Origin of the sequence: Paraburkholderia nemoris (genome assembly GCF_905221015.1) — a bacterium.
GTDB classification, from domain to species: domain Bacteria; phylum Pseudomonadota; class Gammaproteobacteria; order Burkholderiales; family Burkholderiaceae; genus Paraburkholderia; species Paraburkholderia nemoris.
Genome location: NZ_CAJNBO010000029.1, coordinates 24,735 through 40,943 on the forward strand (window position 1 = coordinate 24,735; position 16,209 = coordinate 40,943).

General features: G+C 62.2%; 15 protein-coding genes. 11 read left to right on the top strand and 4 right to left on the bottom strand.

The annotated features are described in order from the left end of the window. The first annotated feature begins 348 nt into the window (after positions 1-348). Entirely contained in the window at positions 349-717 is a 369-nt protein-coding gene (locus KHO33_RS33245; protein WP_200567002.1) for a hypothetical protein, read from the top strand. A gap of 202 nt (positions 718-919) precedes the next feature. On the opposite strand, the gene metK is transcribed toward KHO33_RS33245, so the two are convergent. Continuing rightward, a complete protein-coding gene (gene metK, locus KHO33_RS33250; RefSeq protein WP_054037192.1) occupies positions 920-2,110 on the bottom strand; it encodes a methionine adenosyltransferase in 1,191 nt (396 codons plus the stop codon). Between the two features lie 278 nt (positions 2,111-2,388). On the opposite strand from metK, the gene KHO33_RS33255 reads away from it, so the two are divergent. The 9 genes from KHO33_RS33255 to hslU all read left to right on the top strand — a co-directional run bounded on the left by KHO33_RS33255 (position 2,389) and on the right by hslU (position 11,991). Continuing rightward, on the top strand, positions 2,389-3,273 hold the full coding sequence (locus tag KHO33_RS33255) for a lipid A biosynthesis lauroyl acyltransferase (RefSeq protein WP_200567003.1): 885 nt from the start codon (positions 2,389-2,391) through the stop codon (positions 3,271-3,273). Positions 3,274-3,354: 81 nt separating this feature from the next. Beyond that, on the top strand, positions 3,355-4,218 hold the full coding sequence (dapF, locus tag KHO33_RS33260) for a diaminopimelate epimerase (RefSeq protein WP_200567004.1): 864 nt from the start codon (positions 3,355-3,357) through the stop codon (positions 4,216-4,218). 198 nt (positions 4,219-4,416) lie between these two features. Continuing rightward, positions 4,417-5,136: a DUF484 family protein gene (locus tag KHO33_RS33265; RefSeq protein ID WP_200567005.1), complete on the top strand. Its 720-nt coding sequence runs from the start codon at positions 4,417-4,419 to the stop codon at positions 5,134-5,136. 34 nt (positions 5,137-5,170) lie between these two features. Then, positions 5,171-6,094: a tyrosine recombinase XerC gene (gene xerC / locus KHO33_RS33270; protein ID WP_054037162.1), complete on the top strand. Its 924-nt coding sequence runs from the start codon at positions 5,171-5,173 to the stop codon at positions 6,092-6,094. 109 nt (positions 6,095-6,203) lie between these two features. Further along, positions 6,204-7,406, top strand: coding sequence for a class I SAM-dependent rRNA methyltransferase (locus tag KHO33_RS33275; protein ID WP_200567006.1), 1,203 nt, complete (start codon positions 6,204-6,206; stop codon positions 7,404-7,406). A gap of 199 nt (positions 7,407-7,605) precedes the next feature. Beyond that, positions 7,606-8,703, top strand: a complete 1,098-nt coding sequence (locus tag KHO33_RS33280) for a CobW family GTP-binding protein (RefSeq protein ID WP_093634649.1) — start codon at positions 7,606-7,608, stop codon at positions 8,701-8,703. Positions 8,704-9,362: 659 nt separating this feature from the next. Then, entirely contained in the window at positions 9,363-9,782 is a 420-nt protein-coding gene (dksA, locus tag KHO33_RS33285; protein WP_054037155.1) for an RNA polymerase-binding protein DksA, read from the top strand. 316 nt (positions 9,783-10,098) lie between these two features. After that, entirely contained in the window at positions 10,099-10,635 is a 537-nt protein-coding gene (hslV, locus tag KHO33_RS33290) for an ATP-dependent protease subunit HslV (protein WP_028197737.1), read from the top strand. 9 nt (positions 10,636-10,644) lie between these two features. Continuing rightward, complete coding sequence (hslU, locus tag KHO33_RS33295; protein ID WP_054037153.1) at positions 10,645-11,991, top strand: ATP-dependent protease ATPase subunit HslU; 1,347 nt, start codon at positions 10,645-10,647, stop codon at positions 11,989-11,991. Positions 11,992-12,153: 162 nt separating this feature from the next. Here the strand turns inward: hslU and KHO33_RS33300 are convergent, their stop codons facing one another. Continuing rightward, entirely contained in the window at positions 12,154-12,696 is a 543-nt protein-coding gene (locus KHO33_RS33300) for a response regulator transcription factor (RefSeq protein WP_200567007.1), read from the bottom strand. Further along, the gene (locus tag KHO33_RS33305; protein ID WP_054037151.1) at positions 12,693-14,003 is read right to left on the bottom strand and encodes an ATP-binding protein; all 1,311 of its coding nucleotides are present in this window, start codon (positions 14,001-14,003) and stop codon (positions 12,693-12,695) included. Before KHO33_RS33305 ends, KHO33_RS33300 begins: the two co-directional genes overlap by 4 nt. Positions 14,004-14,131: 128 nt before the next feature. Between KHO33_RS33305 and KHO33_RS33310 the strand changes: the two genes are divergently transcribed. After that, entirely contained in the window at positions 14,132-15,769 is a 1,638-nt protein-coding gene (locus KHO33_RS33310) for a tetratricopeptide repeat protein (RefSeq protein ID WP_200567008.1), read from the top strand. Between the two features lie 43 nt (positions 15,770-15,812). Here KHO33_RS33310 and KHO33_RS33315 read toward each other — a convergent pair whose 3' ends face one another. Then, entirely contained in the window at positions 15,813-16,034 is a 222-nt protein-coding gene (locus KHO33_RS33315; RefSeq protein ID WP_200567009.1) for a cysteine-rich CWC family protein, read from the bottom strand. Positions 16,035-16,209 lie beyond the last annotated feature (175 nt).

The window sequence follows — 16,209 nt, forward strand, 5'->3', positions numbered from 1 at the left end:
GGCAATTTCCATGGCACGCTGTCTGGGCACGCACGCACGAAAATCGATCGCAAAGGGCGCGACCCCGCAAACTCGCGCATCGCGTTCATCCCCGTAAAAACCCGTATTCGCAGGGTAAAAACCGACTTTCTGACGTCATGAATCGCGTGTAGCCTGCACACATGTTGATCGTTCTTCCCGCACTTTTACGGCACGCACAGGCCGCCAAGGCCGATTCCGCCGTCCTCCGTGTCCTTTCCAGTCGAATTCCGGGCTTTCGCGCCGTCCATCGCGACACCGCCGTTGGCACATTTGGTGCTCATTCTGGCGCACACTCCGTCGCGCGACACGTTGCCTACTTGTGAAGCCATGCATACTCTTCTGAGCACCCGTCTTACCCGCGCCGCATTGAAAGCGGCGCGTCCGGCGCGCCGCCATGTCGTGCGTGCACTGCGTCACCATGCCACCCGCACTCGCGCATTAGGCGAACAATGGCGCGAAGCCAAAGCGGTCGACGGCATTCGCACGTGGTTCCACACCTTCTTCTCCGCACTACGCCTGCAAGGCAGTTCGCGCCGCTTTTCGCTGCGCACGCTGCTGCGCAAACCGACGCCGCTGCGTCTCACCACCACACGCAATGCGCCGGCCGTCGCCCCGCAAAGTACGAGCCGCCGCCCGCGCCGGATGTCGACGAGCGGTAGCAGCGGCTGGTTCGCGTTCGCGTTTGCGAGCCGCTGAATCAGCAGATGAATGAGCCGTTGAGCGAGGCACCAATTTAGCCTCGAACGGCCCCACGTCCGCATTCCAGCTACAGCGAGCACATCCCGTTGCGGTGTTGACGCCGTCATCGCCCCGCCGTACAGCGTATTCGAAGGCAATAAAAAAACCCCGCCCGGCTTGGCGCCTGGCGGGGTTTTTTGCTGAAGCGGACTGCGTGCGCTTATTCGGCGAGCGCGACAACCGGTTCGGTGCCGGCAGCTTCGGCGAGCACCAGAGCCTTGTCCGTGGCTTCCCACGTGAATTCCGGCTCTTCGCGGCCGAAGTGACCATAGGCCGCGCTCTTCTCGTAGATCGGGCGCAGCAGGTCGAGCATCTGGATGATGCCCTTCGGACGCAGGTCGAAATGTTCCTGCACCAGACGCGTGATCGTTGCATCCGACACGCGGCCCGTGCCGAACGTGTTGACCATGACCGAAGTCGGCTGCGCAACGCCGATCGCGTACGACACCTGAATCAGGCAGCGCGACGCCAAACCAGCCGCCACGATGTTCTTCGCGACATAACGGCCGGCATAAGCCGCCGAACGGTCGACCTTCGACGGATCCTTACCTGAGAACGCGCCGCCGCCGTGCGGAGCCGCGCCGCCGTACGTATCGACGATGATCTTGCGGCCCGTCAGACCGCAATCGCCTTGCGGGCCGCCAATCACGAACCGGCCGGTCGGGTTCACCAGGAACTTGATGTCGCCCTTGATCAGGTCAGCCGGCAGCGTCGGCTTGATGACTTCTTCGATCACGGCTTCGCGCAGCGTGGCCAGATCGATGTCCGGCGAATGCTGCGTGGACAGCACGACCGTGTCGATCGCATGCGGCTTGCCGTCAACATAACGCACGGTAACCTGCGATTTCGCGTCCGGACGCAGCCAGGGCAGGCGGCCGTCGCGGCGCAGATTCGCCTGACGCTCCACCAGACGGTGCGACAGATGGATCGGCAGCGGCATCAGTTCCGGCGTTTCTTCACACGCATAACCGAACATCAGGCCCTGGTCGCCGGCGCCTTGATCGAGGTTGTTGTCATGCGCGCGGTCCACGCCTTGGGCGATGTCCGGCGATTGCTTGTCGTACGCCACCAGCACCGCGCAGCCGCGGTAGTCGATACCGTAATCGGTGTTGTCGTAGCCGATGCGCTTGATCGTGTTGCGCGCGACCTGGATGTAATCGACGTTCGCGGTGGTGGTGATTTCACCGGCCAGCACGACGAGACCCGTGTTGCACAGCGTTTCGGCTGCGACACGCGAGTACTTGTCCTGGGTCAGGATGGCGTCGAGGATGGCGTCCGAGATCTGATCCGCGACTTTGTCGGGATGGCCTTCGGACACGGATTCGGAGGTGAAGAGATAATCGTTTGCCACGTTGCAGACTCCTGTTTTGTGGTTACGGTTGAGTTTCACGTAGCCAGCTTCGGGAGCCTTGAAGCGGCGACGCTTTAGCGGATTACCTTACCGGCAGGGGGCCTATCCCATGGATCGCACCCGCCAGCTTCGCCCCGCAAGTTGTCTATTAACTCGGCGAAGCCCTTATTATAGCGACTTCCTTTGATTGTCACAGAGTGATCACCCGTGCTGTATTTCGACCCGTCTTCAGGTTTCTTGAGCAAAGCGTCGCTCGACGCCCTAAACGGAGGGGCGGCATGCTGAGTCGTCTTGGCGCCCACCTGGCCATTGGACTGCTGAAATTTCTGGCGTTGCTGCCATACGGCTTCGTTGCGCGACTGGGCGACGGGCTGGGCTGGCTGCTCTATCAGATCCCCAGCAAGCGTAAGCGCATCGTCCACATCAATCTGAGCTTGTGTTTCCCGGAGTGGAGCGCTGAGCATCGCGAAGAGATCGCGCAAAAACACTTCCGGCACGCGATCCGCAGCTATGTCGAGCGCAGCGTTCAGTGGTTCGGGTCCGCAAAGAAGCTGGAGAAGCTCGTGCAGGTGGATAGCGAGATCGATCTACTGGATCCCGACATGCCGCCCACCCTGTTGCTCGGCGCGCATTTCGTCGGCATTGAGGCGGGCTCCGTGTTCATCAATCACGCGCTGCGCCGGCAGTGCGGCGCGCTCTATCAGCCGATGTCCAACAAGGTGCTCGACGACGTGGCGATCGCCGCGCGTGGCCGCTTCGGCGCGGACATGGCAAGCCGCGCCGACAGTGCGCGCATCGTGCTGCGCTGGTTGCGCGACCGCAAGCCGGTCATGCTCGGCGCCGATATGGACTACGGCATGCGCAACTCGACGTTCGTGCCATTCTTCGGCGTACAGACGTGCACGCTGACGGCCGTCGGGCGGCTCGCCGGGGTCGGCCATGCGCAAGTGGTGCCGTTCATCGGCGAGGTGCTGCCGAACTACAAGGGCTACCGGCTGAAGGTCTTCAAGCCGTGGGACAACTACCCCACCGGCGACGACGAAGCCGACGCGCGCCGCATGAACGCCTTCCTCGAAGAGCAGATTCCGCTGATCCCCGAGCAGTACTACTGGGTGCACAAGCGCTTCAAGACCCGGCCACCGGGCGAGCCGAGCGTCTACTGAGCGGTCTTCGAAAAAAGCGCCTGAACGCTTAAATGAAACGGCGTTCGGCCCACCTGCGGGCGCGTCACTTACAATAGCGCGATGAAACTGAAATTCACCAAAATGCACGGCGCGGGCAACGACTTCGTCGTGCTCGACGGCTACACCCAACCGGTCAACCTGACGCCGGCGCAGGTGCGCGCGCTCGCGGACCGGCATTTCGGCGTCGGCGCCGACCAGTTGCTGCTGGTCGAAAAGCCCACGGTGGACGGTGTCGATTTCAGATATCGCATCTTCAATTGCGACGGCGGCGAGGTCGAGCACTGCGGCAATGGCGCGCGCTGCTTCGTCAAGTTCGTGCGCGACAACCGCCTGACCGACAAGCGCAGCGTGCGCGTGCAAGTGCAGAACGGCACCATCCAGCTGACCATGCAAGAGAACGGCGAAGTGCTGGTCGACATGGGCGCCCCCGTGTTCGAACCGGAGCGCGTACCGTTCGCCACCAAGGGCCTCGAAGGCCGCCGCGAGGGTGCGGACACGCTTTGGCCGCTCGACGTGAACGGCGTGACGCGCTGGATTTCGGTGGTGTCGATGGGCAATCCCCACGCGGTACAAGTGGTCGACGACGTCGAAGATTTTCCGGTTCTCGTCGAAGGTCCTGTGATCGAACGGCATGCACGGTTCCCGCAGCGAGTGAACGCGGGTTTCATGCAGATCGTCAGCCGTAGCGAGATCAAGCTGCGGGTCTACGAGCGCGGCGCCGGCGAAACACTGGCGTGCGGCACGGGCGCGTGCGCGGCCGTCGCGGCCGGTATTCGCCGCGGGCTGCTGGATGCGCCGGTGCAGGTGCACACGCACGGCGGCAAGCTGACCATTACGTGGGATAGCACGCAAGACGGCGCGCCGCTGCTGATGGCCGGCCCCGCAGCAACCGTCTTCGAAGGCGAGATCGAACTGGCCGACTGACCCGCGCCAGCGCACTACCCGATTCAGCGGCCGAGCGATCGGCCCAGGAAGTACCAGACAAGCGGCCTCGAACAGGCCGACTAAGAAGCCAACGACAGCCGATGAAAAGCCGGACGAAACAGCGCTTTCACCGGCTGACCGAACTCATGACCGATACGCCGCCCAACGGCGTCGTCCCGTAGTCCTTTAGCCGAAACCATGAACGATCGCGAAGTCGCCGAATATCTGCTCGCCAACCCCGAATTCTTCGCCGAACACGCGGAAATGCTCGCGACGATCCGGCTTGCGAACCCGCACGGCAAAGCCGCGGTGTCGCTGCAGGAACGGCAGATGGAAATGCTGCGCGACAAGAACAAGCATCTCGAGCGGCGTCTGGCCGAGCTGCTGCGCTACGGTCACGAAAACGACAGCATTGCCTCGAAATTCAATCGCTGGACCATCCGCGTGATGGCCGAGCGCGATCCGTACGCGCTGCCGCGCACGATCTCCAACGGCTTGCGCGATATTTTCGACGTGCCGCAAGCCGCGCTGCGCGTGTGGGACGTCTCCGAGCCGTTTGCACAGGCCGAGTTCGCGCGCCATGTCGGCGAGGAAGTGCGAATCTTCGCGAATAGCCTCACCACGCCGTACTGTGGCGCGAACACTGGCTTCGAAGCGGCGCAGTGGTTGGTGCCGGCGGTGTCGGCGGTGAGCGACGACGGGTCCGCAGGCGGTGCAGGCGAGTCCGCGCACGCCACCGAGTCGATTGCACTGCTCGCACTGCGCGACCCCGAAGGCAAGGAAGAAGCACCGACCTTCGGCCTGCTGGTGATGGGTTCCGCCGACGCCCGCCGCTTCCACGACGGCATGGCGACCGATTTCCTGACGCAGATCGGCGCGTTGGCGAGCGCGGCGCTGAGCCGTCTGCTGCCGCGCTAAAGCCGCTGATCCGCCGATCCCGCCAAAGGCCATCGTGACCGAAGCCGACCCGATTGCCGCCTATCTGTCGAATCTCGAACATGAGCGGCGGCTGTCGGCGCACACGCTGCGCGGCTACACCCACGAACTCGAAGAGCTCAAGCTGCTGGCCAAAGGCCGGCCGCTCGAAAGCCTCACCGCTGTCGATATTCGCGGCGCGGTTTCGCGGGCGCACGCCGGCGGACTGACGGCGCGCTCGATCAGCCATCGGCTGTCGTGCTGGCGAGCGTTTTACCGCTGGTTCGCGGGCCGCGTCGATTTGCCGGCCAACCCGGTCGCCACCGTGCGGGCGCCGAAGCAGGCCAAATCACTGCCGAAGGCGCTTTCCGTCGACGACGCCACGCGTCTGATGGAGAGCCCGCCCGCCGCGACGCCCGAAGGTTTGCGCGACCACGCGATGCTCGAACTGTTCTACTCGTCAGGCCTGCGTCTGTCCGAACTGGTTGGTCTCGACGCCCGTTTTGCCGACGCCGGCGGTTACCGCTCCGCGGGCTGGCTCAAGCTCGATTCGGCCGAAGTCGAAGTGCTCGGCAAGGGCAACCGGCGCCGCATCGTGCCAGTCGGCAGCAAGGCGCTCGACGCCTTGAACGCGTGGCTCGCCGTGCGTGATCAGATGGTGAAACACGATCCGCATCCGCTGTTTCTGTCGGCGCGCGGCAACCGGCTGTCGCCGAATGTCGTGCGTGATCGCGTGAAGCGCGCGGCGCTGGTCGCCGGCATTCCGGCCAATGTGCATCCGCACGTACTGCGGCATTCGTTCGCGACGCACGTGCTGCAATCGAGCGGCGATCTGCGGGCCGTGCAGGAACTGCTCGGGCACGCCAGCATCACCGCCACGCAGGTCTACACCGCGCTCGATTTCCAGCATCTCGCGCACGTCTACGATCAGGCGCATCCGCGCGCCAAAAAACGCGACTGATTCCGCTCTTTGCTGTTTGTTTGCTTTTAACGGCTTGCGGTCTCCGCCTTCGCTTCACCTGCCGTGTGCCTCTTTGTCCACGCGGCCTACTGCTCCTGCTGACACCCTGATGAATACCGTTACGCTCAAACCGTCGAAAGAAAAATCGCTTCTGCGCCGCCATCCGTGGGTCTACGCCAACGTGATCGATCGCGTCGACGGCAATCCCGCGCCCGGCGCGACCGTGCTGGTGCGCGCGCACGACGGCCGCTTCCTCGCTCGCGCGGCCTACAGCCCGCATTCGCAGATTCGCGCACGCGTGTGGAGCTTCGACGAAATGGAGCCGATCGATCACGCGTTCTTCAAGCGCCGCGTGCAGCGCGCGCTCGCGCATCGTCAAACGATGGTGCACAACACCGGCGCAGTACGGCTGATTTTCGGCGAAGCGGACGGCCTGCCTGGCCTGATCGTCGATCATTACGTCGCCAAAGATGAAGGCCAGCGCAGCCAGCTGGTGTGCCAGTTCATGGCGACGGGCGTCGAAGCATGGAAGGAAGCGATCGTCGCGGCGCTGGTCGATGCGACCGGCTGCCCGAACGTCTACGAGCGCTCGGATGTGTCGATTCGCCAGAAAGAAGGGCTCGAGCAGATCACCGGCGTGCTGGCAGGCGAGGCGCCATCTGAAGCGCTGATTGCAAGCGAAAACGGTGTGCGCTATCACGTCGACGTGCGCAACGGCCACAAAACCGGCTTCTACGTCGACCAGCGCGACAACCGCTTGCTGGTGCAGGAACTGGCAAAAGATCGCGACGTACTGAATTGCTTCTGCTACACCGGCGGCTTCTCGCTGGCAGCATTGAAAGGCGGGGCGAAGCGCGTGGTGTCGATCGATTCTTCCGGCGACGCGCTCGCGATCGCACAACAGAACGTGGCCACTAACGGTTTCGACGCCGAACGCGCCACCTGGCTCGACGCCGACGCGTTCAAAACCCTGCGCCGTCTCTACGACGAAGGCGAACGCTTCGACCTGATCGTGCTCGATCCGCCGAAATTCGCGCCGTCGCGTGAACACGTGGACCGCGCCTCGCGCGCCTACAAGGACATCAACCTGACCGGCCTGAAGCTGTTGCGCCCGGGCGGCCTGTTGTTCACCTACTCCTGCTCCGGCGCAATCGACTCCGAACTGTTCCAGAAGATCGTGTCCGGCGCGGCGGCCGATGCGCGTGTGGATGCGCGGATTCTCAAGCGCCTCGGCGCCGGGGTCGACCACCCGCTGCTCACCGCCTTCCCGGAAGGCGAATACCTGAAAGGCCTGCTGTTGCAAATTGCCTGATCGCCCATAGCTTCAGGGTTATTTCCCGCGTGCCGCGGAGGGGTTCGCCCCCGCGGCCAGCGCCGGCTTGACAGATATGTTTCAATATCCGGCTAGATCGGGTCGCGCGCCATCAGGCTGCCGCGCCCGGCAAACCGGATCCGCAGACGCATTCGCTGCACATTCGATTCCGCACAGACTCACGTACAAGGCGACCAACATGATCCCAGTCACCATCCTGACCGGCTTTCTCGGCAGCGGCAAAACCACCCTGCTCAAGCGCATCCTGAACGAAAAGCACGGCATGAAGATCGCCGTGATCGAGAACGAGTTCGGCGAAGAGAACATCGACAACGAAATCCTCGTGCAGGACACGAGCGAGCAGATCATCCAGATGAGCAACGGCTGCATCTGCTGCACGATCCGCGGCGACCTGTCGCGCGTACTCGGCGATCTGGCTGCGAAGAAGCAGTCCGGCGAACTGGATTTCGACCGTGTCGTGATCGAAACCACCGGCCTCGCCAATCCGGGCCCGGTCGCGCAGACGTTCTTCATGGACGACCAGATCGCCAACGAATTCCTGCTCGACGCGATCATCACGCTGGTCGACGCCAAGCACGCGAACCACCAACTGGACGAGCATGAAGTAGTGCAACGCCAGGTCGGCTTCGCCGATCGTCTGTTCATCACCAAGTCCGATCTGGTCGACGAAAAGCATCTGGACGATCTGCGCCATCGCCTGCTGCACATGAACCCGCGGGCAGCGATCAAGGTCGTCAATTTCGGCGAAGCGGACATCAAGGAAATCTTCGACCTGCGCGGCTTCAACCTCAATTCGAAGCTCGAAATCGATCCGGACTTCCTCGCTGAAGACGAACATGCGCACAGCCACGCTCACGCGCATGACGAGCACGGCCACACCCATGCCGATCACGACGATCACGAAAACTGCGATCACGACCACGGCAAGTGCGACCACGAAGGCCACGACCACGCACACCACCATCACGCGCACCATGACGACAAGATCAAATCGTTCGTCTACCGCAGCGACCGTCCGTTCGATCCGAATAAGCTCGAGGACTTCCTCGGCGGCATCCTGCAGATCTACGGCGAGCGCCTGCTGCGCTACAAGGGCGTGCTGTATATGAAGGGCGTCGACCGGAAGGTGGTGTTCCAGGGCGTGCACCAGATGATGGGCAGCGACCTTGCCGCGAAATGGCAGCCGATCGAGAAGAAGACCAACAAGATGGTGTTCATCGGCATCGAACTGCCGCAAGACCTGATCACCGACGGTCTGGACGCCTGCCTGGCGTAAGCGTCACGTGTGCCGCGCCGTGCTGGGTCAGCCAAATGGCGCGGCACGCTGCATGCTAAAACGCGCTTATTACGAACGGGTGTCCGGCGGGCATCGCGGTAATTGTCTGCAGAATGCCGGGAGGAGCACCCCGAAAGCCTGCTGAAATGTCGGCCGTGTGAAAAGCACGTGAAAACCCTGCTGTATTAAAGCGTGCACGACCATCGCTTTTTGACCGTGCGCGCGTTATATTTTCGGGATATCAGTGCGCCGCCGGGGTATTTTCACCAGTTGCGGTGCCGGATTGTGATTCAGTTACAATACGTGCCCACTGGAGAATGACAACGAATTGCCCGGTCAGCGCGTAATCCGCGCCGGGCCTGAAACGGCGCCGGAAAATCTTATCCGGAACTCACGCCGACAATGCCGGCTGGCACAGCAGACAATGCTCGCTGCCGGCAAGCAATGCCTCAGGAGCATTTGAGAAACGGTTTCCAGAGGAGTTCGGCCCCGCATTGGCGTAGCGACGCCCGGCGCGTGGGCGCAAGGCGCTTCGGCGTCACCGACAGCCCATCGTCCGTGCCCGCCCAGCGCTCAGCGTCCTCGTGGCGCCTTTGCGGGCAATACGAAAGTGCGGGCACTATGTAAGAGTTTTGCCTCACATTGAAGAAGCAAGCCAGATGACGACGAAACGACTCTTGACTGAAGCCGAAATCCTGAAGATGAGCGACAAGGATTACATGAATGAGGATCAGCTCGCTTTCTTCAAGAACAAGCTCGAACAGCTGCAGGCGGACATTCTCCGCAATGCCGGCCAGACGACCGAGAACCTGCGCGAAACAGTAATCGTGCCGGACCCGGCCGACCGTGCAACGATCGAAGAAGAGCATGCGCTGGAACTGCGCACGCGCGACCGCGAACGCAAGCTGCTGAAGAAGGTGCAGCAATCGATCGCGCGCATCGATTCGGGTGATTACGGCTGGTGCGAAGAAACCGGCGAGCCGATTGGTGTTCCGCGTCTGCTCGCACGGCCCACGGCAACCCTGTCGCTCGAAGCGCAGGAACGCCGCGAACTGCGCCAGAAGCTGTTCGGCGACTGAACGCCAACGGCGCGGCTTCGGCTCCGCGCCCTTTTAAGCTGCTTCGTCGGGAGGCGCACGGTGATCTGTGCGCCTTTTTTCTTTTGTGTGCCCCTGCGCACAGTCCTCGGCTCCGAATCCCGTGTTTTTGTCTTATGCCGTTTGCCGGCTCTTGATATGACCGCGCACGCCCTAAAATAAGCCGGACATGCGTTGCACGAGCGCGCGCCGGCCAGTTGATCGTTTCAGCGTTGCGCGCCGTCCGCTTTCAGGATTCATGCGGTGGTGCATTCCATTGTGCTGCCGTGTCCTACCCGTTTTGCAAAGAGGAACGCATATGGAGCAATTTCACGGCACAACGATCGTTTCCGTGCGCCGCGGCGACAAGGTCGCGCTTGGCGGCGACGGCCAGGTGACACTGGGGAACATCGTCATGAAAGGCGGTGCGAAGAAAGTCCGGCGCATCTATAACGGCAAGGTGATGGTCGGCTTCGCCGGCGGCACGGCCGACGCCTTCTCGCTGCTCGACCGCTTCGAAGCGAAGCTGGAAAAACATCAGGGCAATCTGACCCGCGCCGCCGTCGAACTCGCCAAAGACTGGCGCACCGACCGCATGCTGCGCCGCCTCGAGGCCATGCTGATCGCAGCGGACGCCACCACCACCCTCGTCATTACCGGTAATGGCGATGTGCTCGATCCAGAAGGCGGCATCTGCGCGATCGGTTCGGGCGGCGCTTACGCGCAAGCCGCCGCGAAGGCGCTCGTTGACAACACTGAGCTGTCGCCGCGCGAGATCGTGGAGAAGTCGCTGGAGATTGCCGGCGACATGTGCATCTATACGAACCATAACCGCGTCATCGAGACGATCGAGTAAGGACCCACGATGAGCACCATGACCCCTGCCGAGATCGTCTCGGAACTCGACAAACACATCATCGGCCAAGGCCGCGCGAAGAAAGCAGTTGCCGTGGCGCTGCGCAACCGTTGGCGCCGTCAGCAGGTTGAAGACCCGCTGCGCCAGGAAATCACGCCGAAGAACATTCTGATGATCGGACCGACCGGTGTCGGCAAAACCGAAATCGCGCGGCGTCTGGCGAAACTGGCCGATGCGCCGTTCATCAAGATCGAAGCCACCAAGTTCACCGAAGTCGGTTACGTGGGCCGCGACGTCGATAGCATCGTGCGCGATCTGATGGAGATCTCAATCAAGCAGACGCGCGAAACGGAAATGCGCAAAGTGCGGACCAAGGCTGAAGATCAGGCTGAAGACCGCATTCTCGACATTCTGTTGCCGAGTGCCCGCCCGGTTGGTTTCGGTGCGAGCTCGAGCGCGGCGGATACTGCCGACGAAGGGAGCACCACGCGCCAGACCTTCCGCAAGCGTCTGCGCGAAGGCCTGCTCGACGACAAGGAAATCGAACTCGACGTCGAACAGCCGCAAGTGGGTATGGACATCATGGGGCCGCCGGGCATGGAAGACATGACCGAGCAGATCCGTTCGATGTTCGCGAACATCGGCGGCGGCAAGAAAACGCGCCGCAAGCTGAAGGTGAAGGAAGCGCTGAAGGTCCTCACCGACGAAGAAGCCGGCAAGATGCTCAACGACGAAGAGGTGAAAGCCAAGGCGGTGCAGAACGTCGAGCAGAACGGTATCGTGTTCCTCGACGAAATCGACAAAATCGCGTCGCGCAATGAAGCAGGCGGTGGCGAAGTGTCGCGTCAGGGCGTGCAGCGCGATCTGCTGCCGCTCGTCGAAGGCACCACGATCAACACCAAGTACGGCATGGTGAAGACCGACCACATTCTGTTCATCGCAAGCGGCGCGTTTCATCTGTCCAAGCCGAGCGATCTGATTCCGGAACTGCAAGGCCGCTTCCCGATTCGGGTCGAACTGGATTCGCTGTCGGTGGGCGATTTCGAATCGATCCTGGTTTCAACCGATGCGAGCCTCGTGAAGCAATACCAGGCATTGCTGGCCACCGAAGACGTGCACCTCGAATTCGCTGACGACGGCATTCGCCGTATGGCCGAAATTGCGTACTCGGTCAACGAGAAGACTGAAAACATCGGCGCACGCCGTCTGTACACTGTGATTGAAAAACTGCTCGAAGATGTCTCATTCGCAGCAGGCAATCATTCGGGCAAGACGGTGCAGATCGATGCGGCGTATGTCGATCGCGCGCTGAACGAAGTGGCGGAAGATGAGGATCTGTCGCGCTACGTGCTGTGATGTTGATATGTTGATGCTGATGCTGGCGTCGACACTGACGCCGCATTAAAGCCGCGCGTCTTGCATGCAGTCGATCACGTGTGAGGCGTAAAAAAACGGGCTGTCTTGTGAAAGACAGCCCGTTTTGCTTTCCGGCCCGCAAAGGCGAGCACGCCCCAGCGCTTACTGCTTGACCGGCCGCTTCGCCAACTTCCGCTGCAGCGTTCGACGATGCATGTTCAAGGCGCGCGCAGTAGCCGAAATATTGCCGCCGTGCTCCGCGAGCACACGTTGAATATGCTCCCACTCCAGGCGCGCAACCGACAACGGCGTGGGATGCTCAATCGCCTCTTCAGCTTGCAGCGCACTCGCTTCGCTTTGCAGCGCCGACAAGATCGTCTCGACGTTGGCGGGCTTCGCAAGATAATTATCGGCGCCGTCTTTCACCGCCTGCACCGCCGTAGCGATGCTTGCATAACCGGTCAACACCAGCATGCGCGCATCAGGCTGCAAATCACGCAAGGGAGCAACGAGCGTGAGACCGGAATCATTGCCGAGATGCAGGTCTACCGTGATCTGGCTGAACTTCTGCTGGTTCGCCAACTTGATCGCCTCATCCGTGTTGTGCGCTTCGGCCACTGTATAACCGCGCCGCGTCAAACCGCGGGCGAGGATGCCGGAGAACACCTCATCGTCGTCGATCACCAGAAAATTCATGTCGCTCATGCCTGTTTCTCCGTGTTGGATGGCGTAGTGCCTTGACGGCCCGCACCTGATAATTTGCGCGCCGCAAGCGGCAGTCTCAACACTGCGCGCGTGCCACGCGGCTTGATCTCGCTGACATCGGCCAACTCGATCGATCCCTTCAGACGTGCCGCCGCTGAAAACGCCAGATACAGGCCCACGCCGTGCCCACCCTGTGTGCTGTCGACCGGCATCGCGCCGAGTGAGCCGCGCAACGCAGCGGGAATGCCTGGGCCCGCGTCGCATACCTCGAATGCGATCTGGTCGCCGCGAGCGGTGAGCGTGCACGATAGCGTGACGTGATCGCGGCTCGCACGCGCGGCGTTGTCGAGCAGAATCGTGAGAATCTGACTGACGGCAACCGTGTCGTCAAGACTGACGTCCGCAGGCGGCACGCCGATCCGCTCGAACTTCACATGCGGGTGACGCAAGCGCCATTGCTCGCCAAACGACTCGAGCCATTCGCTAACCGTTTGCCGGTTGGTCGCGGTCGACGCACGACTGCGCAGCCGTGCAAGCGCCGAAGTACACAGCGCCATTTGCTGTTCGAGCAGCTCCAGATCGGCACTGTATGGCGCGAGCCCCTTGTCGGTTCGCGCGGCATCGCGTAACTCTTCGGACAACATCGCAATTGTAGACAGCGGCGTGCCGATTTCGTGCGCGACAGTGGCGGCCTGGACGCCGAGCGCGACGGCGCGTTCATCGTGAAGCAAGCGCTGCTGCGCCTCTCCGAGCGCTGCGTCACGTAGTCGCAGAGCGCGTGACATACGCGCGACGAACCACGCAATCAGGCCAACACTGACCATGAAGTTTACCCACATGCCGGCGCGAAAATAGTCGAACAGGTTGGCGGGGTTGTCGAGATTGAGCGGGACGGAATCAAAACCGAGCACGGCGTAGCAGGCCACGGCGAACGCGGCGAGCCACGCCATCAGATGCCATGGCAACACGGCCGCGGCAATGGCGAGCGATGGCAGGTACAGCGAAACGAATGGATTGGTGGTGCCGCCGGAGAGGAACAGCAGTGCCGACAACGCGCCGAGATCGACCCAGATCTGACCGAACAGTTCGAGATTGGACTCGGGGCGCTGCTGCGAGACACGCCACCATGTGAGCCCGTTGAAGATCACCTCGAGGGCGATCACGAGTAACATAGCGGGCAACGGCAGGTGCACGCCGAAGAAGGTCTGCACAAACGCGATCGTCACCAGTTGGCCAATGATGGCGAGGCTGCGCAGCCAGAACAGATGGCCGAGGTTGACGCGGCCGGTATTAGTTATACGGTGCATGACTTTAGTTTAACTGTTCGGACCAGTCTGACTTACCTCGCGGCCTTGCGCCGGTAACATGGAATTTTGCGACAACGTTGCGCGAACCGGTTGCCTAACATCGGTTCTCGCGCCATCCAAACTCAACCATGCTGCCAATCTCTGATAGCGAGACCCCTGCCTCATCAGCTTTCCTGACTTTCCTGCGGCATGCCGTCGCAGCCCGGCAAAACGGCACCGCAGAAGCAGAGGCCACGTGGCTCGATGCCGCTGCACAACGCCATCCGCTCGGCGACGAGTCCATCGACTCGCTCATCATCACTTTGCTCGAGCAACATCGTCATGACGACGCGGTCGAACTCGCCGCCATTATTGCTCAACTCGATCCCCACCGCGCGCTTGCACACTTCCGTTTCGGCTACGCGCTGCAAATGGCAAACCGGCATAGCGAGGCAATCGCGCCATATCGTCGCGCACTCGCCATCGATCCGAAACTGCCGCAACTGCGCAACAATCTCGCGGGCGCCCTCGCGCTCACTGGCGGCGACCTCAACGAGCAGGTCGCACTACTGGAGGGTGCCGTTCATGACGAACCCAGTAACAGCGACGCATGGACCAATCTCACCCAGGCAAGCCGCGCCAACCTGAATCTGCCACGCGCTCTCGAAGCCGGCGCAAGGGCCGTTCAATGCGCGCCGGATAGCCCTCTGGCGCATAACAACTATGCGCTGGCGCTACGTGAAGCGCAACGCTGGGACGAAGCGGAGCACGCCGCAAGAACCGCCTGCGCATTAGCACCCAACGACGCGAGCATGCGCTCCAATCTCAGCATGTTGCAACTGATGCGCGGCGATTACGCGCATGGCTGGCAAACCCACGAAGCGCGTTGGGATGGCTCATTTGAATTGGGTGGCAACCGCCCAGCCATGCCGGCACCGACCTGGCGAGGCGAACCGCTAACCGGCAAAACATTGCTGGTGTGGGGCGAACAGGGCATGGGCGATGTCTTGCAGTTCAGCCGCTATATCCCGCTGCTGGCCGAGCGTGTTCATCGCGAGGGCGGCCGCCTCGTCTGGAATTCATTTCCGCAGATGGGTGCGTTGCTCGCGCGCAGCCTCGGCGATCACGTGGACGATTTCTCGGCCGGTGGTGGCGTCGAATCTTTACCGCCGTTCGACTACGAAATCCCGTTACTCAGTCTGCCTTTAATATTCGACACGCGCGAAGAGACGATCCCCGCTGCGACTCCGTATTTGCGTGCGGACGCTGCAGCGCGTGCGTCGTGGCAACAGAGGCTTGCCGGCGAAACAAGGCTCAAAGTCGGGCTGACATGGACCGGCAGCCTTGGCCATCAGCGCAACCCGTTCCGACGGGTGGGTTGGGAGCGCTATGCAAAACATTTCGGCGGTATGCATGACGTGGCGTTCTATTCGCTGCAACCAGGCGCCGGGGTGGACGTCGCGGCGGCCCGGGCTGCAGGCCTGCCCATGTTGGATCACACCGCCGAATTCGCCACCTTCGACGACACGGCGGCATTTGTCAGCGCGCTCGATCTCGTCATTACGGTTTGCACGTCCGTGGCGCACCTGAGCGGCGCGCTCGGCCAGCGCACATGGGTGCTGCTCGACGTCAATCCGCATTGGGTCTGGCTGCTCGACCGGCCCGACAGCCCGTGGTATCCAAGCGCGACACTCTACCGGCAGCCGCAGTTCGGCCAATGGGATCCCGCGCTGGCGGCTGTTGCACGTGATCTGAGTGCACTTGCAGCCCGGCACCACGCGGCATAGGCCGCCATTGACCGGCAAAACGACCGCCAGGGCCGCGCCGCGTTCAAAGTGACCCGGCTCCCGGCCCCGGTTGCACGGCTCGCGCAATCTCCGCCGCAAGACATTCAGGACACAGGCAGCGGCCGGACGGATCGAGCCGGTTCGCCGGCAGGGCCGGCATCTCACGGCACCAGCAGTCGAATGGCACCCCATGCATGGCGCAATCGAATGCATGGCCGCAGCGCGGGCAAAGCGCGCTTGAAGAGCGGGAAGCTGACGGTTTCATGAGGGGCCGGATGATCTCGCTTCAGCCTGGATCAGGAAATGATGCCACGACTGGCGCGCCGCCGTGAATCGGCCGTTCGGCCAATTCACGGCGGTTCTGAACGGCGCTAAGCTTGATTGTCGGCCGCCGCTTCGGGCCGCTCATTGCGCAGTGCGCAAAACCGGCGCCGCCCGTC

Bases quoted from the DNA above. Each gene is read 5' to 3' on its own strand.
- dksA (WP_054037155.1), top strand. From the start codon at position 9,363: ATGACGACGAAACGACTCTTGACTGAAGCCGAAATCCTGAAGATGAGC.
- KHO33_RS33280 (WP_093634649.1), top strand. From the start codon at position 7,606: ATGATCCCAGTCACCATCCTGACCGGCTTTCTCGGCAGCGGCAAAACC.
- dapF (WP_200567004.1), top strand. From the start codon at position 3,355: ATGAAACTGAAATTCACCAAAATGCACGGCGCGGGCAACGACTTCGTC.
- KHO33_RS33305 (WP_054037151.1), bottom strand. From the start codon at position 14,003: ATGCACCGTATAACTAATACCGGCCGCGTCAACCTCGGCCATCTGTTC.
- KHO33_RS33265 (WP_200567005.1), top strand. From the start codon at position 4,417: ATGAACGATCGCGAAGTCGCCGAATATCTGCTCGCCAACCCCGAATTC.
- KHO33_RS33275 (WP_200567006.1), top strand. From the start codon at position 6,204: ATGAATACCGTTACGCTCAAACCGTCGAAAGAAAAATCGCTTCTGCGC.
- hslV (WP_028197737.1), top strand. From the start codon at position 10,099: ATGGAGCAATTTCACGGCACAACGATCGTTTCCGTGCGCCGCGGCGAC.
- KHO33_RS33315 (WP_200567009.1), bottom strand. From the start codon at position 16,034: ATGAAACCGTCAGCTTCCCGCTCTTCAAGCGCGCTTTGCCCGCGCTGC.
- KHO33_RS33245 (WP_200567002.1), top strand. From the start codon at position 349: ATGCATACTCTTCTGAGCACCCGTCTTACCCGCGCCGCATTGAAAGCG.
- KHO33_RS33300 (WP_200567007.1), bottom strand. From the start codon at position 12,696: ATGAGCGACATGAATTTTCTGGTGATCGACGACGATGAGGTGTTCTCC.
- KHO33_RS33310 (WP_200567008.1), top strand. From the start codon at position 14,132: ATGCTGCCAATCTCTGATAGCGAGACCCCTGCCTCATCAGCTTTCCTG.
- hslU (WP_054037153.1), top strand. From the start codon at position 10,645: ATGAGCACCATGACCCCTGCCGAGATCGTCTCGGAACTCGACAAACAC.
- KHO33_RS33255 (WP_200567003.1), top strand. From the start codon at position 2,389: ATGCTGAGTCGTCTTGGCGCCCACCTGGCCATTGGACTGCTGAAATTT.